The sequence below is a fragment of the Asanoa ferruginea genome (assembly GCF_003387075.1).
GTDB classification, from domain to species: Bacteria; Actinomycetota; Actinomycetes; order Mycobacteriales; family Micromonosporaceae; genus Asanoa; species Asanoa ferruginea.
This window is the reverse complement of record NZ_QUMQ01000001.1, coordinates 5,264,027-5,289,107: the sequence shown is the minus strand read 5'-3', so window position 1 is coordinate 5,289,107 and position 25,081 is coordinate 5,264,027. Positions and strand designations below refer to the sequence as shown.

Genomic DNA, 25,081 nt, shown 5'->3' with positions numbered 1-25,081 from the left:
CCAGCGGCGGGCGGCTTGTTGAACGGTTCCGCGTCAGGGGAAGCTGACGACGGTGTGCGGGGTGACGCTGCTCGGCAGCGCGGCCGATCCGGTGTCGTTGATGACGTGGGTGATGGATCCCTTGCCGAGCGAGACCGTGAGCACGTCGTGGAACTTGACGTTGGCGTTCACCGGCACCTCGAACGAGTGGTAGGCGGCGATGCTGGGGTCGGTGGTGAAGACGCAGTAGCTGCCCAGGCCCCAGGCCTCGTGTGAGGTGACGGAGTTGGCCACCTTGTAGGCGGCATAGCCGGTGATGCCGTCGTGCGACCATGCGGCAGCGCTCGGCGGGTCGTAGGGCAGTTCGTTCTGGAAGAAGATCGTCTTGCCGCCGTTGCCGTTCCAGAGCACGTTGTATTTCTCGAAATGCTCGACGAACAGGCCGTACGCGGTGACGTTCTGGCCGTTGACGACCAGCCCGGTGTCGGCCGGGTTGGAGGTCCAGCCGGCGCCGCTGCCGTGGTCGGCACGCCACGACCAGATGTGGTCGATGATCGTGTTGTTGTTGTTGACGACCAGGGCGTTGGTGACCTTGGCGGCACCGGCGCCGCCGACCCGCAGGAAGACGTCGGAGATCAGGTTGGGGGCACCCGAGTGGTTGCCGCTGGCGCCGGCCGGGCCGACCTGGAGCAGCGCGGGCGAGTTGACCGTGCCCGCGTCGAAGAGCAGGCCCGCGATCTTGACGCCGTCGACGTCACCGACCTGCATCGGCAGGGCGCCGTTGTCGGCGACGATCGTCGCGTAGCCGAGCCCCAGCACGACGGTGTTGGCCCGGTTGATGTTGACAGTCGAGTTGAGGTGGTAGACGCCGGGGGTGAAGAGCAGATGCAGGCCCTGTGCCACGGCCTGGTTGAGGGTGGCGGCGGAGACGCCGGGCTTGGCGACGTAGAACTGGTTGATCGACAGCGAACTGCCGGCGGTGTTGCCACTGGTCCAGGTGGCACCGCTGGAGTTGGTCCGCAGCGAGGGCACGAACACCCGGTAGCCGTTGGCGTCGGCGTAGAGGTAGGGCTTCTCCTGGGTCACCGGCGAGGTGGCCAACGTGGTGATCGCCGGGCTCGGGAAGCTCTGTGCCGGTGCACCGCGCACACCCGAGAACACCATGTTCCACAGGGCGCCCTTCCAACTGCCGATGGTGCTGTCGCGGGTGAACCACTGCTGCTGGGAACACGGGCTGATCTGCCCGCTGACCCGGCTGTCGGCGATGTAGCCGCCGGAGGCCCAGCCACAGTTCGGTGACGCGAGCGTCATGCCGCCGTGCACGTCGATCCGGCGGAACGGCGCGGCCTGCGCGACCGCCCAACGGTCCACACCGGACACTGGATAGACGGAGAGGTTTTCGGCCGAACGCCAGAAGTTCTGGGTGGCGTTGCCCTGCATCCAGCCGGCGTCGACGGTGATGTCGCCGTGGATCTGCACGTCCTGCGGGTTCTGGCCGAGGCCGTTGATCGACGTGTAGAAGCCGAGCTGGGCGTTGAGGCCGCTGTAGGAACCGGGCTTGAACAGGAACTGGTAGCGCTCGGTGCCGAACTGGTTCTTCTCCTGCTGGGCGAAGATCTGGTCCAGTTTGGATTGGATGGTCGACGACGACTGGCTCGGGTCGAAGACGATGACGTTGGCACCGAGGTCGCCGCCACCGGGCAGGGTGCCACCGGTCGGTGTGACGGTCGGCGACGGCTCGCCGCTCGGCCCGGCGTAGACGCCGAACTCGAAGAGCGAATAGCCGTAGCCCGTCGCACGCACGGTGCCGAGCATGCGGATGAACCGGCCGGTGCCGCTGAGCGCGATCGTCTGCGTGCCACCGGTGCCGGTCGTGGTCGAGTAGAGCGACCGCCAGCCGGTCTGCCCGTCGGCCGAGACGTCGATGCTGAAGGACTTCGCGTAGGAGTTCTGCCACGCGATGACCACCTGGCAGAGGTCCATGGCGCTGCCCAGATCGACCTGGATCCACTGTGGATCCAGGCCCTGGGCGCTCGCCCAGCGGCTGCTGGCGTTGCCGTCGACGGCCTTGTCCGGCGACAGCCGGCTGGCCTCGACCGACGACGCGGTCGCCGGCCGGTTGAGGGCGACGTTGGTGGTGCCACACGCCGCGGCGGCGCTGGTCGGGTGCATGACGACGACCAGCGCCCAGGCGACCAGGGCGGCGGCGACGGCCGCCACGACGAGGATCGGGCGCCGTCGGCGGTGCGCGCCGGTCCTGTCGAATGAGGGTTGCATCGCAACTCCTTGGGGGGATGGAGGCGTGCGCCATCGCCGCGCTGCGTTTCGGGGCGGTGCAGCGCCGATAGCGGCATTGAGTATTCGGCCCCGAATGCGAATCGGGACCGGCAAGTGAAAGGACAGTATGGCGGCCCGGCTGCACGCCACAATCGCTTGCCATCAATGTTGCCAAATGGATCTAGTGGGTCCACTTTAGATCTCGTAATGCGCTGGCAACGCGTTGGCAAACGATTGCCGGTCCCTTTGCGCCGCTGCTAGCTTCGCCAACCATCCATCGTCATCGTTCGATCCGACCCACCAAGGAGCCGACATGAGACTGCGATCCACCGTGTCCGGAATCGCCGGGGTGCTGCTGGCACTCGCCGGCGGTGTGGCGGTCTCGGGGCCGGCCGCCGCGGCCGACGATCCGCCCCGGACGCCCTACCACGAGATGCACGCCAACTGCGCGGTCAACCACACGCTCAACGACGACCCGATCGTCTTCCCCGGCCTGCCGGGGGCCTCGCACAACCATTCGTTCGTCGGCAACCCCACGGTGAACGCGGCCTCGACACCGCAGTCGCTGGTCGGTGGCACCACGTCGTGCGAGGACACGCTGGACGCCTCCGGCTATTGGTTCCCGACCCTGCTCCAGCGCGGCGTGCCGATACAGCCGGACAAGCCGACCGTCTACTACAAGTCAGACGTGACGGACTATCGCACGGTCAAGCCGTTCCCACCCGGCTTCAAGCTGCTCGTCGGCGACGCCCGGGCCCCGGACGTCGCTCATTTCACGGGCAACTGGCAATGCACGGGCTACAAGGGCAGCGACATCCCACCGTCGTGTCCGGCCGGGTCGAGCCTCCAGGTGCGGCTCACCGCACCGAGTTGCTGGGACGGCGTGCACCTGGACACCGCCGACCACAAGTCGCACATGGCGTGGCCGGTCCGCGGTGTCTGCCCGGCCGACCACCCGGTGCCGCTGCCGATGCTCGAGATCAAGCTGCCCTACCCGTTGCGCAACGGTGACACCAGCGGGCTCGCCTATTCGTCGGGTGGCAGTTTCACGTTCCACTACGACTTCATGAACGGCTGGGATCCGGCCCGCCAGGCCTACCTGGTGACCTATTGCATCAATGGCGGTCGCCAGTGCAACGGATTCGGCCTCGACCCGAAGAAGCCGTAGCCGAGAGAGTCAATGGGCCGGCGACCCCTCAGGATCGCCGGCCGCCCGCTCAGGAGGGGTCGCCGTCGGCTTCGATGTCGATGCTGTCGACCCGGTCCGGGTAGAACGCGACGTGGCCCTTGATCTCCGCGACCGGGGCGTAGGGCTGGCGGTATTCCCAGACCGCGTCGACGGCGCTGTCGCCGCCGACCGGGATGGAGTAGTAGCTCGCGTCGCCCTTGTAGGGGCAGTAGCTCTCCGTGTCGGTGCGCTCCAGGGCCGCCGTGTCGACGTCGCTCAGCGGCACGTATTGCACCGGTGGGTAGGACGCTTCCTGCAGGGTCAGCGCGTTGCGGGTGTCCGCGACCACCTTCCCGGCGACGGTCACGACGACCCGGTTGTGGTTCGACGTGATCGTGATCGGGTGGTTGGGCCCGGGCTGAAGAACGGGCTTGTCCGCCATGACGCCTTCTTCCGTGACGAGTGAAACGTGCTCCAAACCGTTACAAGTCGCTGAGCCCAAGATTATTCCGCTAATCCGTGGGCGCGGGTCCCAACAGCCGGACCTCTTCGATGTCCATCGACGCTTGGAGGTCGCGGAGGACAATGTCGTCGATCTCCCGGTCGTCGCGCATCGCCGTCACGGCCCGGCGCTTGCGGTCCAGCACCTCCAGGCGCACCCGCCGCTCGACCTGGTCCTGCCAGGCCGCCACCCCGTGCTCGGCGCCCTCGGAGCGCAACTGGTCGAGGTGACCCTGGTATTCGTCGCGGATCCGGCCGACCACCTCCTCGGGCGCCCCGAAGCGGGCCGCGATCTCCGGCAACGCGGACAGCGCCGTCTCCGTCGCGCGGGTCCGCGCGTGCCGGGTCTCCTCCTCCCGCGCCTGGTCACCGGTCAGGCCGGCCCACTTGACCACCATCGGCAGCGTCAGGCCCTGGACGAGCACGGTCACCACGATGACCACCGACGTGCAGAAGACGATCAGGTCGCGATCCGTGTAGACCGAGCCGTCGTCCAAGGTGCGGGGCACGGCCAGCGCGGCCGCCAGCGAGACCGCGCCGCGGAAGCCGGCCCAGCCGCTGGCCGTGCGGATCTTCCAGTTCACCCGGCGGGTGCGTTGCACCGGTCGCCGGTCGACGAGCCGGATGACGAACGCCGCCACGTGTGACCACGCCAGCCGGACGAAGATCACGGCACCGGCCGTGAGCAGGGCGAGCGCGATGGCACTGCCGGTCGATCGGCTCTCGATGCCGCGGATGGCATTGGGTATCTGGAGGCCGACCAGCACGAACAGGCTGCCGTTGAGCATGAACGTGCCCAGGTCCCAGAACGAGTAGGCCTCCAGCCGCGACCGCGCCCGGATGACCCGCGGGCCGGCCCAGGACAGCACGAGGCCGGAGACCACGACCGCCACCACCCCGCTGGTGTGGATGACCTCGGCGACCAGGAAGGCGACGAACGGGGTGAGGATGCTCAGGCCGCCCTCGCGCTGCGGGTCGTCGAGGTAGCGGCGGACCAGCACGACGCCGTAGCCGACGACGAGCCCGACCACGACCGCGGCGGCCGACGAGTAGATGAGCTCGCCGACCAGCAGGGCCGGGCCGGGCACGTGGTTGTCGACCAGCGCGCCGACGGCCACCGCGAAGAGGACGAGCGCGGTGCCGTCGTTGATCAGGCTTTCGGCGCGCAGCGTGGTCAGCGTGCGCCGCGGCATCCGCTTGGCCAGGCCGGCCACGGCGGCGGCGTCGGTGGGCGCCAGGACCGCGCCGAGGATCCAGGCCGCCGACGCGGCCACGCCGACCGCCTGGAGCGTGTAGGAGACCGACACCATCGTGACGATGACCAGCACGACCGCCGACAGGATGATCACGCGCAGGTTGGATCGGATCTCGCGCAGGCTGGTGTTGAGGCTCTCCCAGTAAAGGATCGCCGGGAGGAAGAGCAACAACACCACATCGGACGGCAGTTGGACGTGCGACAGCCCGGGAATCAACGCCAACAGCACGCCGAACGTGATGAGCAGCACCGGCGGCGCGACGCTGTAGCGCTGGCCGATCGTGGTGCCCACCAGAACGGTCGCACCGAGCACGACGACGAGCAGCAGTCCCTCCATAGGCGCCATGCTGCCCGACGGCGCCGGTCAACGGGTGCCGCCTCACCCGCGCAGCGATCAGGCGTTCAGATGCGCGATCTGGATGAGGTTGCCGCAGGTGTCGTCGAGCACCGCCGTGGTCACCGGGCCCATTTCGGCCGGCTCCTGGGTGAAGTGCACGCCGAGCCCGCGCAGCCGCTCGTATTCCGCGTGCACGTCGACGACGGCGAAGGAGGTGAACGGGATGCCGTCGGCGACCAGCGCGCTCTTGAACGGTTTGACCGCGGGATGCTCGTCGGGTTCGAGGACGAGTTCGGTGCCGTCCGGATCCTCGGGCGACACGACGGTGATCCAGCTGTGCTCGCCCATGGAGACGTTGGTCTTCTCCTTGAAGCCGAGCACCTCGGTGTAGAAGCGCAGCGCCTTGGTCTGGTCGTCAACCAGCACGCTGGCCAGGTTGATCCGCATGCCGATCACTCCTTCCGCTTGAGCCACCGCTCCACGATCGGGGCGAGCGGCGCGGTGTCGATGAAGTGGAACTTGAAGCGGCCCTCGCGCCTGGTCTCGACCAGGCCCGCGGCCTCGAGAACGTCGAGGTGCTGCGAGATCGCCTGCCGCGACGAGCCCAACCCGTGTTTGCCGGCCAGGCGCGCGCAGATCTCGAAGAGCGTCTGGCCGTCACGGTCGGTGAGCTCGTCGAGGATGGCGCGGCGGGTGGGATCGGCCAGAGCCTTGAAGACGTCACCCACGACGCAACGTTATGCAAGCAGCCACTTGCCTGTCAAGCCACCGCACCCGGGAAGCGGACCGTGCGGGCGGTGCCGTGCATGTCGTGCGGCAGGTCGGCGTAGGCCCACTGGTGTGCCCGGGTGTGCAGGCACGCGGCCTCGACGTCGTCCGATTCGAGCGCCTGGAGCAGCTCGGCGTGCTCGTCGGCCACGTCGCGCAGCCGCGGCTTGGTCACCACCAGCGCGATGGCCGTGCGGGCCTCGATCTGGAGCGCCTCCCAGGCCCGTTCGAGCAGGAAGTTGTTGCCGGCCACGATGACCCGGCGGTGGAAGCGGGTGCTGGCCAGACCCATCGCCCGCACGTCGTCGACGGTCGCGCAGCGATACATGTCCGCCACGTCGGCGCGCATCTCGTCGAACGGCAGCCGGCCGCCGAGCAGCGCGAGCCGGGTCGCGGTCTCCTCCAGAGCGGCGCGGACCACATAGGCCTCGCGGATGGTCTGCTCGACGAACGGCAGCACGTGTCGGCCGCGCCGAGGGCGGCTCTCCACCAGACCGAGACCCTCGAGTTCGCGCAACGCCTCGCGCACCGGTGCCTGGCTGGTGCCGAAGTCGGCGGCGATCTTCGTCTCGATCAGCCGCTCGCCGGCCTTGAGCTCCCCCGACACGATCAGCTCCACCAGGCCGTCGCGGATGCTCTCGCTCAGCGTCGGCTTCGTCTTGTTGACCAGCATAGGTAGACCGTATACGTTGATTATCGATATCGATAAAGGGGGCACGGATGCTGACCGAGGTTCATGTCCCCGACGACGTGTCCACCGCGGTCGGCCTGATCGCCGGGGGCGCCACGGCCATGGGCGGCGGCACGAGCCTGATGCCCTGGCTCAACGACTACGCGTCACCGCCCACCGAGCTGGTCAGCCTGCGCCGCACCGGCCTTTCGGGTGTCCACATCGAGGGCTCGACGGTGACCATCGGCGCGGCCACCACCCTCGCCCAACTCGAGCAGGATCAGGACCTGAATCCGGTCGTACGGTCGATCGCCTCGGTCCCGGTCCGCAATCTCGCGACCGTCGGCGGCAACCTGTTCGCCCGCCAGCCGCACGGCGACCTGGCCGTCGCCCTCGTCGCGCTCGACGCCCGGGTCACGCTCCTCGACGACGCCGGCACCCGCGACCTGCCGGTCGAAGACTTCGTGTCGCACGACCGCCCGTCGGTGCTGGTCACCTCCGTCGCGTTCGAGCGGCCCGCGCCAGGCACCTTCAGATACCTCAAGGCCGCCCGGCGCCGCTTCAACTCCATCTCCGTCGTCACGGTCGCGGCCGCCATCACCGAGGCCGGCGGTCTGGTCACCGGCTCGCGGGTCGCCCTCGGTGGCGTGGGCCCCTGGGTCATCCGCGCGCACGCCGTCGAAGCGGCCCTCACCGGCCGACCGCTGACCGAGGCGACCGTGTCGGCCGCCGCACAGGCGGGGCTCGGCGAGATCGCGCCGGCCGACGACGCCTACGCCTCCGCGTGGTATCGCACCCGCGTCTTCCCCGTCCACCTCCGCCGGGCCCTGCTCGGCCACTGATAGGGAACCCAACGCCATGCCGGTCAGGATCGTGAATCTCAAGGTCAATGGCGTCGACCAGGCGTTCATGGCCAAGCCCGAGACCACCCTGCTGCTCGCACTTCGCGAACAGCTCGGCCTAATGGGAACCAAGCGCGGATGCGCGCAGGGCGCCTGCGGATCGTGCACGGTCCTGCTCGACGGCGCACCCGTGGTGTCGTGCCTGGTGCCGGCGGTCACCATCGACGGCGCCGATATCGCGACGGTCGAGGGACTGGCCGACGGGCCGGTGCTCAGCGATGTGCAGCAGGCGTTCCTCGACGGGTTCGCCACCCAGTGCGGGTTCTGCACCCCGGGAATGATCATGTCGGCGGAGGCCCTCCTCGCCCGCAACCCCGATCCCACCAGCGACGAGGTCAACGAGGCGATCAGCGGCAATGTCTGTCGCTGCACCGGGTATGCGCCGATCGTCAGCGCCATCCTCGACGCGGCACAGCGGCGCCGGCGCCGGACCGGTTCCGAGGAGGCCGCGCTCTGATGGCACGCATCGACAACGAATACTTCAAGGACGAGCGCGAGTCCGGCTTCAAGGTCATCGGCACCCCGGTGCAGCGTTCCGACGCGCTCGGCCACGTCACGGGACGCACCGAGTTCTTCGAGGACCGCAACTTCTCCAACCTGGCCCACCTCAAGATCCACCGCTCGACACGCCACCACGCGCTGATCGACGACGTCGACTACTCCGAGGCGCTGCGGGTGCCGGGCGTGCTGCGGGTGATCACCTACAAAGACGTGCCGGAGAACTGGTACGGCGTGCTCCGGCTGATCGGCATCGGCCCCGACGACGAGCCCGTCCTGGCCGAGGATCGGGTCCTCTACGTCGGCGAGCCGATCGTGGCCGTGGTGGCCACCTCGGAGGCGGCCGCGCTCGAGGGCGCCAGCAAGGTGAAGGTCAGCTACACCGAGTTGCCGGCGGTGCTGGATGTCGAAGAGGCGATGACGCCCGACGCGCCGGTCATCAAGCGGGCCGGCACCAACTACTTCGTCTACGAGGGCCACCACGCCCGCCGGATCCGGTTCGGCGACGTCGACGCGGGCTTCGCCGAGGCCGACCACATCTTCGAGTGGCGCTACAGTTCAGCCCCGATCGAGCACGCGCCGACCGAGACCACCGGCTGCATCGTGGTGCCGCAGGCCGGCGGCCGGCTGCTCATCCACAGCAACACCCAGGCCGCCTTCTTCACCCTCGACAACACCGCGCTGACGCTCAAGCGGCCGTTCACCGACCTCCAGGTCAAGGGCGGCACGGTCGGTGGCGGCTTCGGCGGCAAGGTCGACGTGATGGTCGAGCCGCTGGCCTGCATCGCGGCCACGCTCACCAACCGGCCGGTGAAGTTCGTCTACACGCGCGAGGAGGAGATGCAGGTCTCGTCGCCCCGGGCGGCCGAGCGCATCTACATCAAAGACGGCGTCATGAACGACGGGCGGATCATCGCCCGCAAGATCATGCTCTATGTGGACGCCGGCGCCTACGCCCGGCACTCCCCCTACGGCGCCACGAAGGCGGCCGCGCACATGCCCGGCCCCTACACCATTCCCAATGTCTATGTCGATTGTCACTGCGTCTACACCAACCGCACGCCGTCGAGCGCGATGCGCGGCTTCGGTGTCACCATCGCCGACTTCGCCATCGAGTCGCAGATGGACCAGATCGCGCGGGCGCTCGACATCGACCCGCTCCAGTTCCGGCTGCGCAACGCCTACCGCGACGGCGACATGAAGGCCCACCGCAAGGTCGCCTCGGGCACGGCCCTGATCGAGGTCATCCAGCGGGCCGCGGCCCTGGTCGGGCACGAACTGCCACCGGAATACCAGGCGATGTCGTCGACGACCCCGAGAGGAGCCGGCGCATGACCCTGCGCTACGGCCGTGGCTACGCGTCGGTCAACTACCCCACCGGCATGAACCTCGGCGGCGACCCGTCCCAGGCGCTGATCCACGCGACCACCATGGGCGGCTTCGTCGTCAGTCTGTCCTCGGTGGACCTCGGCCAGGGCCTCAAGACGGTGGTCGCGCAGTGCGCCGCGGAGACGCTGGGCATGCCGATGGAGCAGATCATCATCGACACCGCCGACACCGACACCGGCCCGCACTGCATGGGCACGTTCGCGAGCCGCGGCACGCACCGGGTCGGCAACGCCGTCATCATGGCCGCGCGCGAGGCCCGCGAGGTGATGCTCCAGGTGGCGGCCGACGAACTCGAGGTCGACGCGGGTGACCTGGAGACCGACGGCTCGGGCTACGTCCTGCTCAAGGGCAGCCCCGCCACGAAGATCCACATCTCGGACATCGCGCTGGCGGCCCACTTCAAGCAGGGAAAATCGATAGCCGGGCGGGGCATGTTCCTCAAGGAGCGCAGCTATCCGGTGCCGGAGACCGGCGAGATGGACCCCGACTCGTGCCAGGCCCACGCCTGCACGGTCGCGGAGGTCGAGGTCGACGACGAGACCGGCGTGGTGACCGTGCTGAGCCTGCACAACACCTACGAGATCGGCCGCGCGCTCAACCCCGCGATGGCCACCCAACAGGTCGAGGGCGGCGCCTGGATGGGCGTCTCGCACGCCATCTTCGAGTCGACCGAGCCCTACTACCCGCTGTCGCGGGCGCACGGGCCGGTCGACTTCAGCGAATACCTGATGCCCGGTCCCGCCGAGATCCCGGTGCAGACCAGCGTGATCCTCGAACGTCCCGCGTCCAACGGCCCGTTCGGCGCCAAGGGCATTGGCGAGATGACCGCCAACGCACCGATCCCGGCGATCGCCAACGCCATCTTCGACGCCTGCGGCGTGCGGCTCACTACGATGCCGTTCACGCCGGAGTCGGTCCTACGTGGACTCGACGCGCTCTGATGCTGCTCGACCACGCGGCACTGAGCCAGCAGCTGCGCGACCGCAGGTATTTCGCCGACGAAGGACTGCTGACCGCCATCCGGCTCGCGATCGCGCTCGGCCGGCCGTTGCTGCTCGAAGGCGAGCCCGGTGTCGGCAAGACGCAGATCTCGCACGTGCTGGCCGACGCGCTGGGCCGCGAGCTGATCCGCCTCCAGTGCTATGAGGGCATCGACGTCGCGCAGGTGCTCTACGAGTGGGACTATCCCAAGCAGTTGCTGAGCCTGCGCGCGGCCGAGGTCTCCGGCACCCCCGTCGGCGACCTCTACGACGGCGAGTTCCTGTTGGAGCGGCCGTTGCTGCGCGCGCTGCGCAGCCAGGCCGGCGCCGTGCTGCTGATCGACGAGATCGACCGGGCCGACAGCGAGTTCGAGGCGTTCCTGCTCGAGTTCCTCGACGGCTTCCAGATCACCATCCCCGAGCTCAGCACCGTCACCGCCGCCGTGCCACCCGTGGTCGTGCTCACCTCCAACCGCACGCGGGAACTGCACGACGCCCTCAAGCGCCGCTGCCTCTACCACTGGATCCCGTTCCCCGAGCCCGAACGCGAGCGGGCGATCGTCGAGGCGCAGACCCCGGGTCTCAGTGCGCTCGCCGCCGCGCAGCTCGTGCGTTCGGTCAACGTCATCCGGTCGCTGAGCCCGCTGAAGCGGCCCGGCATCGCCGAGGCCATCGCCTGGGCGCAGGGCTCGCTCGCGCTGGCCGACGAGGGCGCCGACTGGACCGAGGCCCTGCGCGCGTCGCTCGGGTTGGTGCTGAAGAACGCCGACGACGGCGCCCTGGTCGCCGCGCACGCAGTCGAGGTCTTCGCCGATGACGAGCGTTGAGGACCATCTCTTCCAGTTCCTGCGCGGGTTGCACCTCGAAGGCGTGCGGGTGCCGGCCAACAAGCAGGGTGAGTTCTTCGCCGGCATCCAGACCCTCGCGCCGTCGACCACCGGGCAGCTCTACTGGGTCGGCGCCGCGACGCTGGTGACCTCGGAACCCGACCTGCGGGCCTACGACGAGGTATTCCGGCGGTTCTTCGGGTCGCCCGCGACGCTTGTCGTCGACGAGCCTTCTGCTGAGGAAAGCGAAACCGAAACGGCCGCCTCGGAGGGCGAGGGCGCGGGCGACGCTCTTGTCGTCGGCCCGCCCGGCGGCTCCGGGCTCGCGGCGGCGCACGCGAGCCAGGACGCGGTCCGGCGCTTCGCCGCCACGACCCCGCGCGCGCACGAACTCATCCGGCAGCTCTGTCGCGAGTTGCCCGCGGCGGTGCCGACGACCCGCTCGCGCCGGCACCGCTCCGGTGGGCGCCGGCAACGCGTGGACCTGCGGGCGATCTACCTCGACTCCCGGCGCACGCACGGCGAGATCATGCGACTGCACTGGCGCCACCGGCCGACGCGCGAACGACGCGTGCTGCTGCTCGTCGACGTGTCCGGTTCGATGAAGCAATACAGCCCGGACTACCTGCGATTCGCGTACGCCGTCGTCGCGACCTGCCCGCAGGCCGAGGTCTTCACCTTCGGCACCCGGCTGACCCGGGTCACCGCCACCCTGCGCGTCCCCGACGTGGACGCCGCCCTCGCCGCGCTGGCCCAGGTGGTGCTCGACGCCGACGGCGGCACCCTGATCGGGCCGAGCCTGCACGCGTTCCTCGACCAGTTCGCATCGATGGCCCGCGGCGCCCTGGTGCTGGTGCTCTCCGACGGGCTCGAACGCGGCGACTGCACGGCGATGGTCGCCGCGGTCCGCCGGCTGTCCCTGCTGGCACACCAGCTCACCTGGTGGTCGCCGCTGGCCTGCGACCCCGACTACCGGCCGCTGACCCGCGGGATGGCGGCGGTGCGCGCCGACCTCGACGCGCTGACCGGGGTCGACGACCTCGCCACGGCGCTGGCGGCGGTGCGCGCACGCTTCGCCCGTACTCCTGGAAAGGGTGTCCATGTCTGAGATCGTCGACGCGCATCATCACGTCTGGCGCCAGGCCGACATGCCGTGGCTGTCGGGCCCGATGGTGCCGCGCATCTTCGGCCCCTACGAGCCCATCCGGCGCGACTACCTGATCGAGGAATACCAGCGCGACGCGGCCGCGGCCGGCATCGGCGCATCGGTTTATGTGCAACCGAACTGGCCGATGGACCGGGTCGTCGACGAGGTGCGCTGGATCGCCGAGTTGCACGAGCGGACCGGCTGGCCGATGGCCATGGTGGGCTGCGCCGACCTGTTCGCACCGGACGCCGTCGAGGTGATGCGCGCCCAGCAGGCGATCAGCCCGCTGGTGGTGGGCACCCGGCTGCAACTGCACTGGCACGAGCGGCCGGAGTTCCGCTTCGCGTCCGGTCCCGACCGGATGAAGGACCCGGTCTTCCGCGCCAACATCGGCGCCCTGAGCGACCTCGGCTGGCTCTTCGAACTCCAGGTCTTCGCGCCGCAGATGCACGACGCCGCGGCCCTGGTCGCGGAGCACCCTTCGGTGACGTTCGTGCTCGTGCACGCGGGCATGCTGACCGACCACACCGACCCGGCCGTGGTCGCCGAGTGGCGTGCGGGCATGCGGGAGCTGGCGGCGCTACCCAACGTCGTGGTCAAGCTGACCGGCCAGGGCACCTTCGTCCACCGGGTCGACGACGAGCTGATCCGGTTCGTCGCCGACGAGGTGCTCGACGGGTTCGGCTCGACCCGGGCGATGTTCGGCACGAACCTCCCGGTCGAGACGCTGTGGACGACCGCGGCCGACCTCACTGCCGCGTGGCGCCGCGCGCTGAGCCACCGCACCGACGACGAACAAGCCGATGTCTTCTCCCGTACGGCCCGCCGGGTCTACGGCCTCGGTCCCTCCTGAAAGGACACACCCACCCATGGCCCACTTCATCCTCACCTACGGCTACAACGACACCCCGCTGCGCGCCGAGAAGCGCCCCGATCACCTGGAGCACCTGGCGAAGCTGAAGGCCGACGGCGCCCTCGTGCTGGCCGGTCCCCTGGCCGACCTGAGCGGTGGCATCATCGTGCTGGCCGCCGACGACCTCGCTGCGGCGCAGGCGCTGGTCGCGCAGGACCCCTACACCCAGCTCGACGTCACCAAGGACCGGGAGCTGAAGGAATGGAAGATCACGGTCGGCCTGCCGGACTGATCCAGGTCAGCGAATACGACCCGGCCTGGCCGGAGCTGGCGCGGCGCGCGATCGACGAGGTGTCGGCCGCGCTGCCGGGCCGGCTATCACCTGCACGTGGTGACCGCGGCCCCGTGGGACACCCGCAACCAGCGGCTCCTCCGCGACCTGCGGGAGCACCCCGCTGACCGCGACGCCTACGCCCGGCTCAAGCGTTCGCTGGCGGCCGCTGGCGACGACGGTGACGCGTACACCAGGGCCAAGACCGCCCTGATCAAACGTCTCGTCGACGCGGCCCGCACCGCGCGCGGGCTGCCGCTGGTCAAGGTGTGGGAGGAGTGACGTCGGCCAGGAAGTCGGTGAGGCAGGCGTGCACCGCCTGCTGCTGGCTCGTCAACCAGGCCGACAACTCGTCATCCCGCGCCCGGCCCCCGCGGATGTGCCGCAGGATCAGTTGGCGCACCCCTTCGTCGGCGAAGTAGGCGGTGTGGATCAGCCCGACCGGTGGCAATCCGAACCCGTCGCTCGGCAGTCCTTCCAGCGCCGCGACCATCAGGAGTTCGCGGGCCTTCGGACCGAGGGTCGCGTTGTCGGCGGCGACGATCCGATCCAGCGCGGCGATGCTGGCTTCGGGAAGGCCCGGGTGCGCCCGCGCGCCGGCGAGCGGTAGCGGCCACGGCGACACGTAGGCCGCGACCGCGCGCGGAAGGTCGGCGCCCTGCGCGGCGCGGGTCAGGGTCCGGGCGACGATGCGGCGCCACACTGGCTCGAGCCGGTGGTTGGCCCATGCGATCGCGGGCCCGGTCAGGCGCATCGGTTTGACCAGCGGCAGTTCCGGCAGCAGGTGGGTGGCGCCGGCCGGCGCCGGGAGCGTCAACCTCGGCAGCGGGAACGGCACCGGACGAGGCGGGGCCGGCTGTTGGCCGGGCAGGTGCAGCCGCTCGTACGCGACCGCGGGTGCCGCCGACGCCGACAGCGCGTTGATCGCTTCGTCGGCCGGCGACCACAGCCCGAGCCAGCGCCCGGCGAACCGTCGGGCCGCGCTGAGCGCGGCGCGCTCCCGGACCAGCAGTGAGGTCGCGAAGCGGCGCCGCCCCGTCAGCCAGAACGCGACGAGCCACCAGACGACGAACAGCGGGGCGAGCACGTTGGCGACGCTGTGGCCGTAGACGGCCCGCAGCCAGCCGGCGTCGGCGAAGCTCGCGATGATCACCGCGGCGACGAAGTAGACGGGCAGCGTCAACGTGGCGGTCAGGAGTAGCTCGACCAGCGCTTGCCGGATCGACGGTCGGCCGGCGACGGGTTGACGCCCCGCCGGCAGGAAGTGCAGGAAAGGTGTTCCCACGGTCGTCCAGCTACGCAAGCCGCTGAGCTGGATTCCCGCGTGGACAGCGGCGTACTCCCGGCTCCGTGGGATGTGCCGGGTCTTGTGTTTGACGAACCACGGCGCGTGCTCGTCGGGCCGTTCGGGGACGATCGGCTCCTCGCCCAGCCGGATCGTCGGGTCGTTGAGCGCCCGCCGCAGTTCGGCGTAGAGCACCTGCTCGCCGCGGGTGACTTCGGCACTGACCAGTGCCTCCCAGATCACCGAGCCGCCGTGGCTGTGCCCGACCAGGTGGTAGCCGTGGCCTTGCCGCTCGAGTTCGAGCAGGAAAGCGAGCAGGCGGTTTCCGGCGCGCAGCCGGCCGACCTGGCTGTTGAGGCCGTCCCACCGGAAGAGCCGGATCGACTCGTCGAGCAGCGCGACGTCTGGCGGCAGGTAGGCCCGGAGCCACTCCCAAGTGTCGCTCCCACGCTGCCACCAGGCGTCGCCGGCCTCGTCAGCGCTGGTCGCGTAGGTGCCGTGGACGAGGATGACGAGATCGGCCATGCCCTGTTTCTAGTGCAGCCGGCCGGCGAGCGTCATGAGTAGGAGCGCTCAGCTTCAGCCCAACAGTCGCGGCCGCTTCCACTCCTCGCCCTTGATGTGGTGGTCGAGGAACGCCAGCACGGTGGCGTACCAAACCTTCGCGTTTCCGGGTTTGAGGATCCAGTGGTTCTCGTCCGGGAAATAGAGGAACTTGTGCGGGGTCGTGCCGTCGTCGGCCGTCGACCGCGACAGCAGGTCCCACCACAGGCGCAGGGCCTCGCCGATCGGCACCCGGTAGTCCTTGTCGCCGTGGATCACCAGCATCGGCGTCGTGATGGCGTCGGCGGCGTGATGCGGCGAGTTGGCCTCCAGGTTCTTGCCGGTGAACTCGCGGGCCCAGTAGAACGCCATGTCGGTCGTGGTCAGCATCTGGTCGAGCGCCCACAGTGAGGCGTGCGTGACGATCGCGGCGAAGCGGTCGGTGTGGCCGGCGATCCAGTTGGCCATGTAGCCGCCGAACGAGCCACCCATCGCGGCGGTACGCGTCGCGTCGATGTCGTCGCGGGCCTCGACGGCGTCGGTCAGCGTCATCAGGTCGGTGTAGGGAGCGTCGCACCAGGCTCCCCAGCCGCGCTTGATGAACTCGTAGCCGTAGCCGCTGGACAGTGCCGGGTCGGGCAGCAGCACCGCGTAGCCGTTGGCCACCGCGATCCACGGGTTCCAGCGCCAGGTCCAGGCGTTCCACGAACTGACCGGGCCGCCGTGGATCCAGAGCAGCAGCGGGGCGGGTTGATCCTGGTCCGTCGGCAGTGCGAGCCAGGCGCGCAGTTCGGTGCCGTCGGCCGCTGTCGTAGTGACCTCCTCCAGGCGGCCGGGCAGGCTGAGGGCTTCGGCCGGGCCTTTCAGGGGTTCGGGCGTGGGGCTGTCCAGTGCCAGCCGGATCGGGGCCGGCGCGCTGTCGATGGCGCTGCGCAGCGCGTAGACCCAGCGTCCGTCCGGGGACACCCGGATGTCGGTGTAGGCGCCGTTGTCATCGGTCAGCCGGGTGACGTCGCCGGTCGTGGTGTCGACCCGCCACAGGGGTGAGCGGCCCTGGTCGTCGGCCGCCACGATCAGCGCGCGGCCGTCGGGCGTCCACCGGGCGCCGTCGGGGCGGCGGTCCCAGTTGGCGGTCAGCGGCTGGATCGGGCCGCCGGCCAGCGAGACCAGGGCCAGCCAGGTGTCGCCCGGGTCGTCGAGCGAGGAGCGGCGGCTGGCGACGATCGCCACGCGGGTGCCGTCTGGGGAGATCCGCGGCGAGTGGTAGTCGTGGTCGGTGTCGTCGGCGAGCACCCGACGCTCGCCGGTCGCCACGTCGATCGCGGCCACGACGGCCCGCGTCGAACCGTTGCGCTCGGGCACCGCCCAACTGGTGACCACGGTGCGGCCGTCGGTGGCGAGATCCCAGTCGGGGTCGCCGTCGAGGGCGCGGCCGGCGTGGCCGGTGAGGTCGCGCAACTCGAGATCGTCGTCGCCGGCCACGTTGGCGGTCAGCAGGCGGGGGCGGTCGGGGCCGAGGTCGTGGTCCCAGAAGCGGATCGGGTATTCCTCGTGCAGGATCGCCGCGGTCCCGGTGTCCTTGCGCTGCTTGCGGGCATCTTTGTCGGCGGCCGGGTCGGCCGATGCCGGCAACAGCATCGAACCGGCCACGAGCGTCCCGGTCTCGCTGACCACCACGCCGCGCACGCCGCCGGGCGGGTTGGCGATCACCCGGGCGTCGCCGCCGCCGGCCGGTTGCAGCCAGAGCGCGGCCCGTGGCTCCTCGTCGTCGTCGCCGTCCGGGTCCGGCCGGGCCGAGGTGAACAACAGGTCGCCGGCGGGTGTGAAGGCGGCGGCCGACTCACCCTTGCCGCTGCGGGTCAGCCGGCGCGCGGGCCGCTCCCCTTCGGGGTCGACCTCCCACAAGGCCGTGCTGTAGCGGGTGTTCTTGCGATCCGGTGTCGCCACGGCGACGACGAGCCGGCGCCCGTCGGGCGAAAGCCACAAACCACCCAACCTGGGCAGCCGGACGTACGCGTCGAGGTCGGCGAAGGGGTTTGTGGTTCGGTCCATCAGGCCTTTCTATCACGGGTCTTGACAGCGGGGATCGAGGCTGACACTGTCCACAGTCGACCGCAGTCCCCGCATTGAAGGGGAATCCGTGCCGTTTCGATCCGTGCCCGCCGAGCGTGCTCTCGCCACCGCGTCGGCCGAAATCGACCGGCTCGGCCTGGTGCCGCACGCGGAGGTCTTCGACACCACGATGCGGGTCACGCTGTCGCGCGGGAGCCAGCCGGTCGCGGTCGGTGCCGGCAAGGGCGCGGGTGCGCAAGGTGCGGCGAGCGCCCACTTCGAGGCGCTCGAGCGTTATCTGATGTCGGCCCGGGACAACCGGCGGTGGGCCGCTTTCGAGGTGCTGGCGTCTTCCACGGTGGCGGAGCAACCCGCACTGGCCGCCGATCGGGTCGTGCAGCGGTGGGCGGCGGAGTTTCCTTCCGCGATGGCGGCGTGCGCCTCCTACGGCGGCGTTCGTTATCCCACGTTCCTCGCCGACCCGCGCTACTACCGGTGGCCGGCACCCGGTGATGACGTGCGGCCCTACCGGAGCCTGCTGCGCTACTCGTCGAGCCTGGGCACCGCGGCGGGCAGCGACCTCGACGAGGCCGTCTACCACGGCTTGTGCGAGCTCATCGAGCATGACGGGCTGGGGCAGGCACTGCTGCGCTGGTATGTGTCCGGCGTACCGGATGTCGACGTCGTGGACCTGCCGGCCGGATTGCGCCCGCTGCACGAGCAGGCCACGCGCGCGGCCGGTTCGCCCGTGCGGCTGCTCGACGTCACGACCGACCTGGACGTCCCGGTCTACCTCGCGGTCAGCGGGGCGGGCGGGTTCGGTGCCGGCGCCTCCATCTGGGCGACGGATGCGGCGGAGCGCGCTCTCGGCGAGCTGATCCAGTCGTGCACGCTGCCGTCGTCGGCCTCGTCGAGTGCGGTCGAACGGCTCGCGGGGTGGCCGGCGTTGCAGCGGTGTGCGGCCATGCCGCTCGACGGGCTGCGGTCACGTTCAGTGCCGTTGCGCGCCGACCCGGCGGGAGACGGGAGCCCGTCATGGGGGCTCGACCAGGTCCGGCAGGCGTTGGCTCGGCGCGGCGTCGGGTTTCACGTGTGCGAGGTCGCGCCGGTTGACTCACTGATCGCCGTGGCCACCACGATCGCGCCGGGCCTGGAGCGCTTCAGCCTGGTGCGGCACGGCGTGCCCGTCATACCCACCGGAAGGGGGTGGCACCTCTGGCCGGCACCGGTCGGCTGAGCAACCGTCCAACGCTTTGAGACGAGGAGAAACATGTTCAAACGCGGCGAAGCCTTCTTCTGCTTCCACCCGGCCGACCAGCCATCTCTGCGCGGCGGTTCCGTCTCGCCGTGCTTCCATCCCGGCGAGGACGCCGGCGTGAACCTCTGCCACCACGCGGCCGAACCCGGCAACGGCGCCGGCTGCTTCCACCCCTCCGACGACGTCAACTGCTGCTACCACCCGGCCGACAACGACCTGGCCGTCGACCTGCACCTCGCCCTCACCGGCATCGACGAGCGGCACCTCGCGACGCTCACACCGTGACCCCAAGCATCGAGACAGCCGGCGTCGAAAGGCGCCGGCTGTTCGACCACGACTTCACCCGCTGGTATCTCGCCCGGTCCATCTCCATCGCCGGCACCGCCGCCAGCGCCGTCGCCCTGCCGCTGCTGGTCTACCGCACGAGCGCGTCCCCGGCGCTGACCGCCGCCGTGGTCGGCCTGGAAGCCCTGCCCTACCTGCTGTTCGGCCTCTTCGCCGGCGCCGCCGCCGACCGGCTGCGGCGCAAACGCATGATGATCGCCGCAGACATCTGCTGCGCCCTGCTGCTCGTCACCGTCCCGGTCGCCGCGGCGTTCGACGCGCTCGCGTCCTGGCACGTGCTGCTCGTGGCGTTCGGCGTCGGCTGCGGCTTCTGCTGGTTCGACGCGGCGGCCTGGGGCGCCTTCGTCCGCGTGGTCGGCCGGTCCCGGGTCACCCGGGCCAACAGCGTCATCTGGACAACCGAGATAGTGCTGGAGATCGCCGCACCGGCTGCCGCCGGACTGCTGGCCGCGCTCGCCGATCCGAGCCTGGTCCTGGCCGCGGACGCCGCCACCTACCTGGCGTCGGCCGTGCTGCTGGCCGGAATCCGGACGCCGCTGGACACCGGCCCGACCGTGGCCCGGAAGCTGACCGCCGAGATCGCCGAAGGGCTCCGCTACCTCTGGCGTACGCCGGTCCTGCGCACCCTCACCGCCGCCGGCTTCGGCCTCAACGTGGGGGTCGGCGGCGTGCTGGGCCTGCTCGTCGTGCACGCCGACCAGGCCTTGGGCCTGAGCTCGGAAGACAAGCGCCTGGGCCTGCTCTACGCCGCCGGAGCGGTCGGCGCGCTGGTCGCCGCCGTCATCCTCCCCCGGGTCAGCCGCTGGGCCGGTCAGGGCCTGGTGTCGCTCGGCGGGCTGGTCCTGTTCGTGGCGGCCGTGGTCGGCCTGGCCGGCACGTCGACGTTCATCCTGGCACTCGGTGTGTGGTGGATCTGGTCGGTGGCCCGGCTCGCGGTGAACGCGAACGGCATCACGGTGCGGCAGTTGCTCACGCCCGACGAGTTGCAGGGCCGGGTCAACACCACCGGACGCATGCTCGCCTGGGGCGGCACCCCGTTCGGCGCTCTGCTCGGCGGTCTGAGTGCCGACGCCTACGGCGTCCGGACCGCCTACCTGCTGCTGGCAGTGCCGGCCGCGCTGAGCATCGTCCTGGTCTATGCCTCACCTGTGCGCGGGCTACGCCTCGCGGTCGACTAGCGCTTGCAGTGCGGGGCGAGGTGGGACAGGGTCCGTTTCCAGGCGGGCACCAGCAGGTCATGCCCGCCTTGCGGGTATATCTCCAGCCGCGCGTCGGGTAGTCGCCGCTGCCACCAGGTGCCATGCCGGGAGCCGGTCAGCGGGTCCTTGGCGCCGAACAGCAGCAAGGTCTTGGCGGTGATGTCGGACAGTTCGAACCCCAGCGCGGCCTCGTCGTCCGGGATCGGGGTCGCGACCAATGCGAGTCGATCCACCAGCCCGGGGTGACGAGCGGCGAACGCCAACGCATCCAGCCCGGCGACCGACCAGCCGACGACGCCAAACGGCCCAGGTTGATCCACCTCGGTGCCGTCGTCACCGACGAGCGTTATCCCGCGCGCCCAGGTCAGCTCCGGATCAGGATCGACCTCCGAACCGAACAGCACGACCACACGTTCCACGGTGCCAGCCATCAGAAGCCGCATGGGTGCACGCTAGCGGTCAACGGCTCGGCGTGGCTCCCGTCGGGATCGGGGCCATCAGCAGGCCCCACATCGTCCGGTGCATGTTGGCACGGGCGTCGGCGATCGACAGGTGCAGGATGTCGCGCAGCATCGACCACGTCGACCAGGTGCACGCCACCGTCAGGGCATCAGCCAGCGGCTCACGGCCCACGCCGGCCAGCGCCAACTCCGCTGCGAAGGTCTCCTCGACGTGAGCCCGGACCCGGGCGACATTGGCCGCTCGATTGGCACGCAGCGCCGCGGAGAACGGCTCGCGTAGCGCCGACGCCCGGGCCGAGGGCGCCAGCATCTCCAGGGCCTCGGCCCGTTGGGCGCAGAACAACGCGACCCGCTCCGCGAGCGGCAGGTCCGCCGGAACCGGCCGGTGCAGGGCGTCGCGGCGTTCGTTCACCAGTGCGCCGGTGGCCGCGTACAACGATTCCATGTCCTTGAAATTGGTCCATAGTGAACGGACCGAGAGGCCGGCGCGTCCGGCGATGCGTTCGCCGGTCGGGCGCAGGTCGCCCTCGTCGATGAGGGCCAGGTGGGCCGCGACGATCGCGCGCCGGCTGCGTTCGGAACGGGCCACTCGGCCGTCCATGCCGACCTCCGGTCATCCGGGTGGCAGCGCGGTGCCGGGCCGCCGAGGGGCGGCGGCCCGACACCGGGCTGACGGCGGTCAGGCCGTCGGGATGCCGTTCGCCGGCGGCGGGGCTGCCGCCTCCGTGTATTCGGTGACCGGGCCGGCCGCGTCGTCGGTCTGCACGACCGGGCCGAAGGCCGCCTGCACACCGGCGGTGACCTTGCCCATCTGCATGCCGCCGATGCCGGAGTGGTCGGTCTTCGAGTAGCGGTAGGGGCCGACCGCCGCGTTCTTGAAGCCGCCCGACTCGACCGCCGCGATCAGGCTCTCGCGGGTCAGGTCCTTGCCGGCCTTGAGCAGGGACTGCACGGTCAGGTAGGCGACGTTCATGCCGAAGACGACGTTGCCGTCGAAGGGTGCGTTGCCGTTGTATTCCTTGTTGACCTTCTGGAAGAGCTGGATCCACGGGTTGGCGGCGTCGGTCGAGACGGGCAGGTAGCCGGGGGCGATCAGGCCCTCGAGCAGGACCTTGCCGTCGCCGAGCAGGCCGGCGAGCGTGGTGTAGTCGGCGCCGACGCTGGACGGGATCCACTGTGGCCGGAAGCCGCCGAGCTTGGCCGCGGTGCCGAGGGACAGCGCGGTGAAGGCGGGGATCGTCGCGGAGATGACGACCTGGCAGCCGGCCGCCTTGAAGGCCTGGATCTGGGGCGTGATGTTGGTGTTGCTGGTGACGTATTTCTGCTTCGACTTGACGCCGTCGGCGCCGAGCACCTGCTCCACACCGGCCAGGCTGTCGCGGCCGAAGTCGTCGTCCTGGCCCATGTGGCAGACGACCTTGCCGGGGAAGTTCTTCTTGACGTAGTCGGCGATGATCTTGCCCTCGACCGTGTAGTCGGGCTGGTAGCCGAACGTCGTCGGGTATTTCTCCGGCTGGTTCCAGCTCCGGCTGCCCGACGCGACAAAGAGGTCCGGCACCTTCTGGGTCTTCAGGAAGTCGAGCACACCGGTGTGCGTCGGCGTGCCGAGTCCATTGAGGATCGCGAAGACCTTGTCCTCGAGGACGAGCTTGCGTACGACGGTCTGGGTGTTGGCCGGGTTGTAGCCGTCGTCTTCGATCAGGTATTTGATTTTGCGGCCGTTGACGCCGCCGTTGGCGTTGACGTAGTCGAAGAAGGCCTTGGACGCCGGGGCGATCTTGGAGTAGCCGGCGGCGGCCGGGCCGGTCAGCGGCATGTGCGTGCCGAGCGTGATCTCGGTGTCGGTGACACCCGGCACGGCGGCCGCGGTCCCACCCCCGCCGGTGCTCGGCGCGTCGTCGGAACATGCGGCGCTGGTGGCGATCAGTGCGAGACATGCGGCGACCACTATGCCGCGACGTGCGTTGCGAAGCATGGCTCTCCTGTTCGGATGGTGGACTCGGGATAGGGGTGCGGTGCGAGGCCGTCAGGTCCGGCGCCACCGGCGGCGGACCGTCCGGCCCAAGGCGCGGAAGGCGTCCTGGATGCCGCCGGGCGCGACGAGCATCACGATGATCAGCGTCAGGCCGAAGATGGCCAGCGGGAGGTTGCCTTCCAACTTGTTTGCCAGCCGCGGGCTCAGCTCGAACCCGCGGGTGACCTCGGTGGTGAGATAAGGCAGGAGCACGAGCAGCAGCGCGCCCCACGCGGCGCCGAACAGGCTGCCCAGGCCGCCGAGCACGATGGCCAGCAGCAGGTTGAGCGACAGCGTGAGCCCGAAGACGCTCGGTGACACGCTCTGCGAGATGACGGCCAGCACGCCGCCGCCGAGGCCGGCGCAGCCGGCACTGACCACGAACGCGAGCACCTGGGTGCGGGCGACGTGGATGCCGACCAGCTTGGCCGCCACCTCGTCGTCGCGGACCGCCTTGAAGGCCCGGCCGAACCGGCTGTTGACCAGGTTGGCGACGATCAGCAGCGACAGCATGGCGGCGCCGATCGCGATCCACGCCTGCCACCGCTCCGGCGGGAAGTAGGGACCGAGCCCGGCGGGCGGTGAGTCCACATAGACCGACAAACCCTGGTCGGCGTTGAAGAGGTCGGCGAACCGGGTGGTGAACGCCGGCACGACCAGGGCGACCGCGAGCGTGACGCCGGCCAGGTAGGGCCCGCGGAGCCGGGCGGCGCACACGCCGATCAGCGCGCCGGCCAGCGCCGCGACGAGCACGCCGAGAGCGAGCGAGATGGGCAACCGCCAGGGCCCGAACAGGTCGCGGTCGCTGAACTCGTTTTGCGCCAGGGCCACCGTGTAGGCGCCGCAGGCCATCAGCGCGCCGTGCCCGAGCGAGAGTTGCCCGTTGAGGCCGGTGAGCATCGTCAGGCCGGCGGTCACGCACAGGTAGGCCGCGACGGTCGCGAGTTGGTAGTTGCGGAACGGGTCGATGCCGTAGCTGACGAAGTAGACCACCACCGCGGCGACGGCCACCCAGAGCAGGTGCCGCAACAGCGTCGATCCTTCGCCGGGCCGCAGCGGGCTGGGCACCACGAACCGGCTCATCCGCGACCGGGTGGCCTGGACGGGCACGGTCTTGCGCTCAGCCGGCTTGGTCGTGCTCATACCGTCCTCGCCCGTACGCTCGAGAAGATCCCGCCCGGCCGGAGCAACAGCACCGCGAGCAGCACGACGAGCACCGCGATCGGCGTGAGCGCCGCGCCGAAATAGCCACTGACGTAGGACAGGATCAGGCCGACGATGATCCCGCCGACCACCGCGCCGACCGGGCTGTCGAGGCCGCCCACGATGGCCGCCGCGAACGACGACGCGAACACGATGTCCATCGCATGTGGATGGAGGCCGAGCTCGGTCGGCAGGATCAGCACGCCGGCGACCGCACCGACGGCCGCGGCCAGCGCCCAGCCGAGGGTGAGCATCCGGCCCACGTTGACGCCGAGCAGGCGCGACACCTCGGGCGCGAACGCCGCCGCCCGCATCCGCAGCCCGATGGCCGTGCGGGTGAACAGCAGCGCCAGCAGCACCACCATCGTGGCCACCGAACCCCAGATGAACAGGTCGTATCTGCTCATCAGCGGGATGCCGCCGACCTCGATCGCCGACGTGTCGAACGGCTGGTTGGCCGCGCGGTATTCACCGCCGAAGATCATGCCGACGACGGCCGTCAGGAACAGCACCAGGCCGAGCGCGACGATCACGTCGTTGAGCGGGTTGGCATGGCCGACGAACCGCATCAGGCCGCGCTCCACCAGCGCACCCAGCGCCAGCCCGCCGACCAGCGCGACGATGAAACCGACGAGATAAGAGCCGACGGCATCGGAGATGGTGTACGCCGCATAGGCGGTCACGACGGCCATCGCACCCTGCGCGAAGTTGACCACCCGCGCCGCGCGCCAGATCAGCACCAGCGCGAGTGCGAACGCGGCATAAACGGCTCCCCGCGACAACCCGTCGAAGGTGAGGAAGATGAAGCGGTCCAAACCGCGGCTCCTTTCGCGCAGCGG

At 70.1% G+C, this 25,081-nt stretch carries 25 protein-coding genes and 1 pseudogene; 13 read left to right on the top strand and 13 right to left on the bottom strand.

All coding sequences use genetic code 11. The annotated features are described in order from the left end of the window. Positions 1 to 33 precede the first annotated feature (33 nt). A complete protein-coding gene (locus tag DFJ67_RS24870) occupies positions 34 to 2,256 on the bottom strand; it encodes a discoidin domain-containing protein (protein ID WP_116070219.1) in 2,223 nt (740 codons plus the stop codon). A 313-nt stretch (positions 2,257 to 2,569) separates the two neighbouring features. On the opposite strand from DFJ67_RS24870, the gene DFJ67_RS24865 reads away from it, so the two are divergent. Then, entirely contained in the window at positions 2,570 to 3,424 is an 855-nt protein-coding gene (locus DFJ67_RS24865; protein ID WP_116070218.1) for a DUF1996 domain-containing protein, read from the top strand. A 49-nt stretch (positions 3,425 to 3,473) separates the two neighbouring features. Here DFJ67_RS24865 and DFJ67_RS24860 read toward each other — a convergent pair whose 3' ends face one another. The 5 genes from DFJ67_RS24860 to DFJ67_RS24840 all read right to left on the bottom strand — a co-directional run bounded on the left by DFJ67_RS24860 (position 3,474) and on the right by DFJ67_RS24840 (position 6,958). Continuing rightward, on the bottom strand, positions 3,474 to 3,866 hold the full coding sequence (locus DFJ67_RS24860) for a DUF427 domain-containing protein (RefSeq protein ID WP_116070217.1): 393 nt from the start codon (positions 3,864 to 3,866) through the stop codon (positions 3,474 to 3,476). A 70-nt stretch (positions 3,867 to 3,936) separates the two neighbouring features. Next, complete coding sequence (locus DFJ67_RS24855) at positions 3,937 to 5,517, bottom strand: Na+/H+ antiporter (protein ID WP_116070216.1); 1,581 nt, start codon at positions 5,515 to 5,517, stop codon at positions 3,937 to 3,939. A gap of 57 nt (positions 5,518 to 5,574) precedes the next feature. Next, positions 5,575 to 5,964, bottom strand: a complete 390-nt coding sequence (locus DFJ67_RS24850) for a VOC family protein (RefSeq protein ID WP_116076625.1) — start codon at positions 5,962 to 5,964, stop codon at positions 5,575 to 5,577. Between the two features lie 5 nt (positions 5,965 to 5,969). Next, positions 5,970 to 6,245: an ArsR/SmtB family transcription factor gene (locus DFJ67_RS24845; RefSeq protein WP_116070215.1), complete on the bottom strand. Its 276-nt coding sequence runs from the start codon at positions 6,243 to 6,245 to the stop codon at positions 5,970 to 5,972. Positions 6,246 to 6,277: 32 nt separating this feature from the next. Continuing rightward, on the bottom strand, positions 6,278 to 6,958 hold the full coding sequence (locus DFJ67_RS24840; RefSeq protein WP_116070214.1) for a GntR family transcriptional regulator: 681 nt from the start codon (positions 6,956 to 6,958) through the stop codon (positions 6,278 to 6,280). A 47-nt stretch (positions 6,959 to 7,005) separates the two neighbouring features. Here DFJ67_RS24840 and DFJ67_RS24835 point away from each other — a divergent pair, with 47 nt between their 5' ends. The 9 genes and pseudogenes from DFJ67_RS24835 to DFJ67_RS24795 form a co-directional block, all read left to right on the top strand. Next, positions 7,006 to 7,797, top strand: coding sequence for an FAD binding domain-containing protein (locus DFJ67_RS24835; RefSeq protein ID WP_116070213.1), 792 nt, complete (start codon positions 7,006 to 7,008; stop codon positions 7,795 to 7,797). Between the two features lie 16 nt (positions 7,798 to 7,813). After that, positions 7,814 to 8,314: a (2Fe-2S)-binding protein gene (locus tag DFJ67_RS24830; protein ID WP_116070212.1), complete on the top strand. Its 501-nt coding sequence runs from the start codon at positions 7,814 to 7,816 to the stop codon at positions 8,312 to 8,314. Beyond that, on the top strand, positions 8,314 to 9,690 hold the full coding sequence (locus DFJ67_RS24825; protein ID WP_116070211.1) for a xanthine dehydrogenase family protein molybdopterin-binding subunit: 1,377 nt from the start codon (positions 8,314 to 8,316) through the stop codon (positions 9,688 to 9,690). Before DFJ67_RS24830 ends, DFJ67_RS24825 begins: the two co-directional genes overlap by 1 nt. Continuing rightward, positions 9,687 to 10,685 (top strand): xanthine dehydrogenase family protein molybdopterin-binding subunit, encoded by a 999-nt coding sequence (locus DFJ67_RS24820; protein WP_116070210.1) that lies wholly within the window; start codon positions 9,687 to 9,689, stop codon positions 10,683 to 10,685. Before DFJ67_RS24825 ends, DFJ67_RS24820 begins: the two co-directional genes overlap by 4 nt. After that, positions 10,685 to 11,551: an AAA family ATPase gene (locus DFJ67_RS24815; RefSeq protein WP_116070209.1), complete on the top strand. Its 867-nt coding sequence runs from the start codon at positions 10,685 to 10,687 to the stop codon at positions 11,549 to 11,551. Before DFJ67_RS24820 ends, DFJ67_RS24815 begins: the two co-directional genes overlap by 1 nt. Further along, on the top strand, positions 11,538 to 12,659 hold the full coding sequence (locus tag DFJ67_RS24810) for a vWA domain-containing protein (RefSeq protein ID WP_116070208.1): 1,122 nt from the start codon (positions 11,538 to 11,540) through the stop codon (positions 12,657 to 12,659). Before DFJ67_RS24815 ends, DFJ67_RS24810 begins: the two co-directional genes overlap by 14 nt. Next, entirely contained in the window at positions 12,652 to 13,551 is a 900-nt protein-coding gene (locus tag DFJ67_RS24805; RefSeq protein WP_116070207.1) for an amidohydrolase family protein, read from the top strand. Before DFJ67_RS24810 ends, DFJ67_RS24805 begins: the two co-directional genes overlap by 8 nt. A gap of 16 nt (positions 13,552 to 13,567) precedes the next feature. Then, positions 13,568 to 13,843 (top strand): YciI family protein, encoded by a 276-nt coding sequence (locus DFJ67_RS24800; RefSeq protein ID WP_170215961.1) that lies wholly within the window; start codon positions 13,568 to 13,570, stop codon positions 13,841 to 13,843. 60 nt (positions 13,844 to 13,903) lie between these two features. After that, a pseudogene (locus tag DFJ67_RS24795) lies at positions 13,904 to 14,164 on the top strand (GrpB family protein); the annotation flags it as partial. Here DFJ67_RS24795 and DFJ67_RS24790 read toward each other — a convergent pair. Both DFJ67_RS24790 and DFJ67_RS24785 read right to left on the bottom strand, forming a co-directional pair. After that, complete coding sequence (locus tag DFJ67_RS24790) at positions 14,145 to 15,692, bottom strand: hypothetical protein (RefSeq protein ID WP_116070205.1); 1,548 nt, start codon at positions 15,690 to 15,692, stop codon at positions 14,145 to 14,147. The pseudogene DFJ67_RS24795 and the gene DFJ67_RS24790 overlap by 20 nt on opposite strands. A gap of 54 nt (positions 15,693 to 15,746) precedes the next feature. Next, on the bottom strand, positions 15,747 to 17,762 hold the full coding sequence (locus DFJ67_RS24785) for a S9 family peptidase (RefSeq protein ID WP_116070204.1): 2,016 nt from the start codon (positions 17,760 to 17,762) through the stop codon (positions 15,747 to 15,749). Between the two features lie 88 nt (positions 17,763 to 17,850). Here DFJ67_RS24785 and DFJ67_RS24780 point away from each other — a divergent pair, with 88 nt between their 5' ends. The 3 genes from DFJ67_RS24780 to DFJ67_RS24775 are packed head-to-tail and all read left to right on the top strand — an operon-like array spanning position 17,851 to position 20,543. Beyond that, a complete protein-coding gene (locus tag DFJ67_RS24780) occupies positions 17,851 to 18,999 on the top strand; it encodes a YcaO-like family protein (RefSeq protein WP_147315589.1) in 1,149 nt (382 codons plus the stop codon). Positions 19,000 to 19,032: 33 nt separating this feature from the next. Beyond that, on the top strand, positions 19,033 to 19,305 hold the full coding sequence (locus DFJ67_RS42845) for a hypothetical protein (protein ID WP_170215960.1): 273 nt from the start codon (positions 19,033 to 19,035) through the stop codon (positions 19,303 to 19,305). After that, positions 19,302 to 20,543, top strand: coding sequence for an MFS transporter (locus tag DFJ67_RS24775; RefSeq protein ID WP_170215959.1), 1,242 nt, complete (start codon positions 19,302 to 19,304; stop codon positions 20,541 to 20,543). The genes DFJ67_RS42845 and DFJ67_RS24775 overlap by 4 nt, the downstream gene beginning before the upstream one ends. Here DFJ67_RS24775 and DFJ67_RS24770 read toward each other — a convergent pair. From DFJ67_RS24770 to DFJ67_RS24750, 5 genes are all read right to left on the bottom strand, one after another. Further along, positions 20,540 to 21,007 carry an alpha/beta fold hydrolase gene (locus DFJ67_RS24770; RefSeq protein WP_116070201.1) on the bottom strand — a complete coding sequence of 156 codons (468 nt, stop codon included), beginning with the start codon at positions 21,005 to 21,007 and terminating at the stop codon, positions 20,540 to 20,542. The genes DFJ67_RS24775 and DFJ67_RS24770 overlap by 4 nt on opposite strands. Before the next feature lie 16 nt (positions 21,008 to 21,023). After that, positions 21,024 to 21,626, bottom strand: coding sequence for a TetR/AcrR family transcriptional regulator (locus DFJ67_RS24765; RefSeq protein WP_116070200.1), 603 nt, complete (start codon positions 21,624 to 21,626; stop codon positions 21,024 to 21,026). A gap of 78 nt (positions 21,627 to 21,704) precedes the next feature. Beyond that, the gene (locus tag DFJ67_RS24760; RefSeq protein ID WP_116070199.1) at positions 21,705 to 23,000 is read right to left on the bottom strand and encodes an ABC transporter substrate-binding protein; all 1,296 of its coding nucleotides are present in this window, start codon (positions 22,998 to 23,000) and stop codon (positions 21,705 to 21,707) included. Between the two features lie 51 nt (positions 23,001 to 23,051). Further along, positions 23,052 to 24,182: a branched-chain amino acid ABC transporter permease gene (locus DFJ67_RS24755; protein ID WP_239096997.1), complete on the bottom strand. Its 1,131-nt coding sequence runs from the start codon at positions 24,180 to 24,182 to the stop codon at positions 23,052 to 23,054. Then, positions 24,179 to 25,057: a branched-chain amino acid ABC transporter permease gene (locus tag DFJ67_RS24750; RefSeq protein ID WP_116070198.1), complete on the bottom strand. Its 879-nt coding sequence runs from the start codon at positions 25,055 to 25,057 to the stop codon at positions 24,179 to 24,181. The genes DFJ67_RS24755 and DFJ67_RS24750 overlap by 4 nt, the downstream gene beginning before the upstream one ends. Between the last annotated feature and the right edge of the window lie 24 nt (positions 25,058 to 25,081).

Excerpts from the sequence above, each read along its gene's own strand:
- DFJ67_RS24765 (WP_116070200.1), bottom strand. The coding sequence starts at position 21,626 with ATGGACGGCCGAGTGGCCCGTTCCGAACGCAGCCGGCGCGCGATCGTC.
- DFJ67_RS24870 (WP_116070219.1), bottom strand. The coding sequence starts at position 2,256 with ATGCAACCCTCATTCGACAGGACCGGCGCGCACCGCCGACGGCGCCCG.
- DFJ67_RS24805 (WP_116070207.1), top strand. The coding sequence starts at position 12,652 with ATGTCTGAGATCGTCGACGCGCATCATCACGTCTGGCGCCAGGCCGAC.
- DFJ67_RS24865 (WP_116070218.1), top strand. The coding sequence starts at position 2,570 with ATGAGACTGCGATCCACCGTGTCCGGAATCGCCGGGGTGCTGCTGGCA.
- DFJ67_RS24840 (WP_116070214.1), bottom strand. The coding sequence starts at position 6,958 with ATGCTGGTCAACAAGACGAAGCCGACGCTGAGCGAGAGCATCCGCGAC.
- DFJ67_RS24850 (WP_116076625.1), bottom strand. The coding sequence starts at position 5,964 with ATGCGGATCAACCTGGCCAGCGTGCTGGTTGACGACCAGACCAAGGCG.
- DFJ67_RS24820 (WP_116070210.1), top strand. The coding sequence starts at position 9,687 with ATGACCCTGCGCTACGGCCGTGGCTACGCGTCGGTCAACTACCCCACC.
- DFJ67_RS24855 (WP_116070216.1), bottom strand. The coding sequence starts at position 5,517 with ATGGAGGGACTGCTGCTCGTCGTCGTGCTCGGTGCGACCGTTCTGGTG.
- DFJ67_RS24815 (WP_116070209.1), top strand. The coding sequence starts at position 10,685 with ATGCTGCTCGACCACGCGGCACTGAGCCAGCAGCTGCGCGACCGCAGG.
- DFJ67_RS24800 (WP_170215961.1), top strand. The coding sequence starts at position 13,568 with ATGGCCCACTTCATCCTCACCTACGGCTACAACGACACCCCGCTGCGC.
- DFJ67_RS24835 (WP_116070213.1), top strand. The coding sequence starts at position 7,006 with ATGCTGACCGAGGTTCATGTCCCCGACGACGTGTCCACCGCGGTCGGC.
- DFJ67_RS24785 (WP_116070204.1), bottom strand. The coding sequence starts at position 17,762 with ATGGACCGAACCACAAACCCCTTCGCCGACCTCGACGCGTACGTCCGG.
- DFJ67_RS24830 (WP_116070212.1), top strand. The coding sequence starts at position 7,814 with ATGCCGGTCAGGATCGTGAATCTCAAGGTCAATGGCGTCGACCAGGCG.
- DFJ67_RS24790 (WP_116070205.1), bottom strand. The coding sequence starts at position 15,692 with ATGGCCGATCTCGTCATCCTCGTCCACGGCACCTACGCGACCAGCGCT.
- DFJ67_RS24825 (WP_116070211.1), top strand. The coding sequence starts at position 8,314 with ATGGCACGCATCGACAACGAATACTTCAAGGACGAGCGCGAGTCCGGC.
- DFJ67_RS42845 (WP_170215960.1), top strand. The coding sequence starts at position 19,033 with ATGTTCAAACGCGGCGAAGCCTTCTTCTGCTTCCACCCGGCCGACCAG.
- DFJ67_RS24810 (WP_116070208.1), top strand. The coding sequence starts at position 11,538 with ATGACGAGCGTTGAGGACCATCTCTTCCAGTTCCTGCGCGGGTTGCAC.
- DFJ67_RS24755 (WP_239096997.1), bottom strand. The coding sequence starts at position 24,182 with ATGAGCACGACCAAGCCGGCTGAGCGCAAGACCGTGCCCGTCCAGGCC.
- DFJ67_RS24760 (WP_116070199.1), bottom strand. The coding sequence starts at position 23,000 with ATGCTTCGCAACGCACGTCGCGGCATAGTGGTCGCCGCATGTCTCGCA.
- DFJ67_RS24860 (WP_116070217.1), bottom strand. The coding sequence starts at position 3,866 with ATGGCGGACAAGCCCGTTCTTCAGCCCGGGCCCAACCACCCGATCACG.
- DFJ67_RS24770 (WP_116070201.1), bottom strand. The coding sequence starts at position 21,007 with ATGCGGCTTCTGATGGCTGGCACCGTGGAACGTGTGGTCGTGCTGTTC.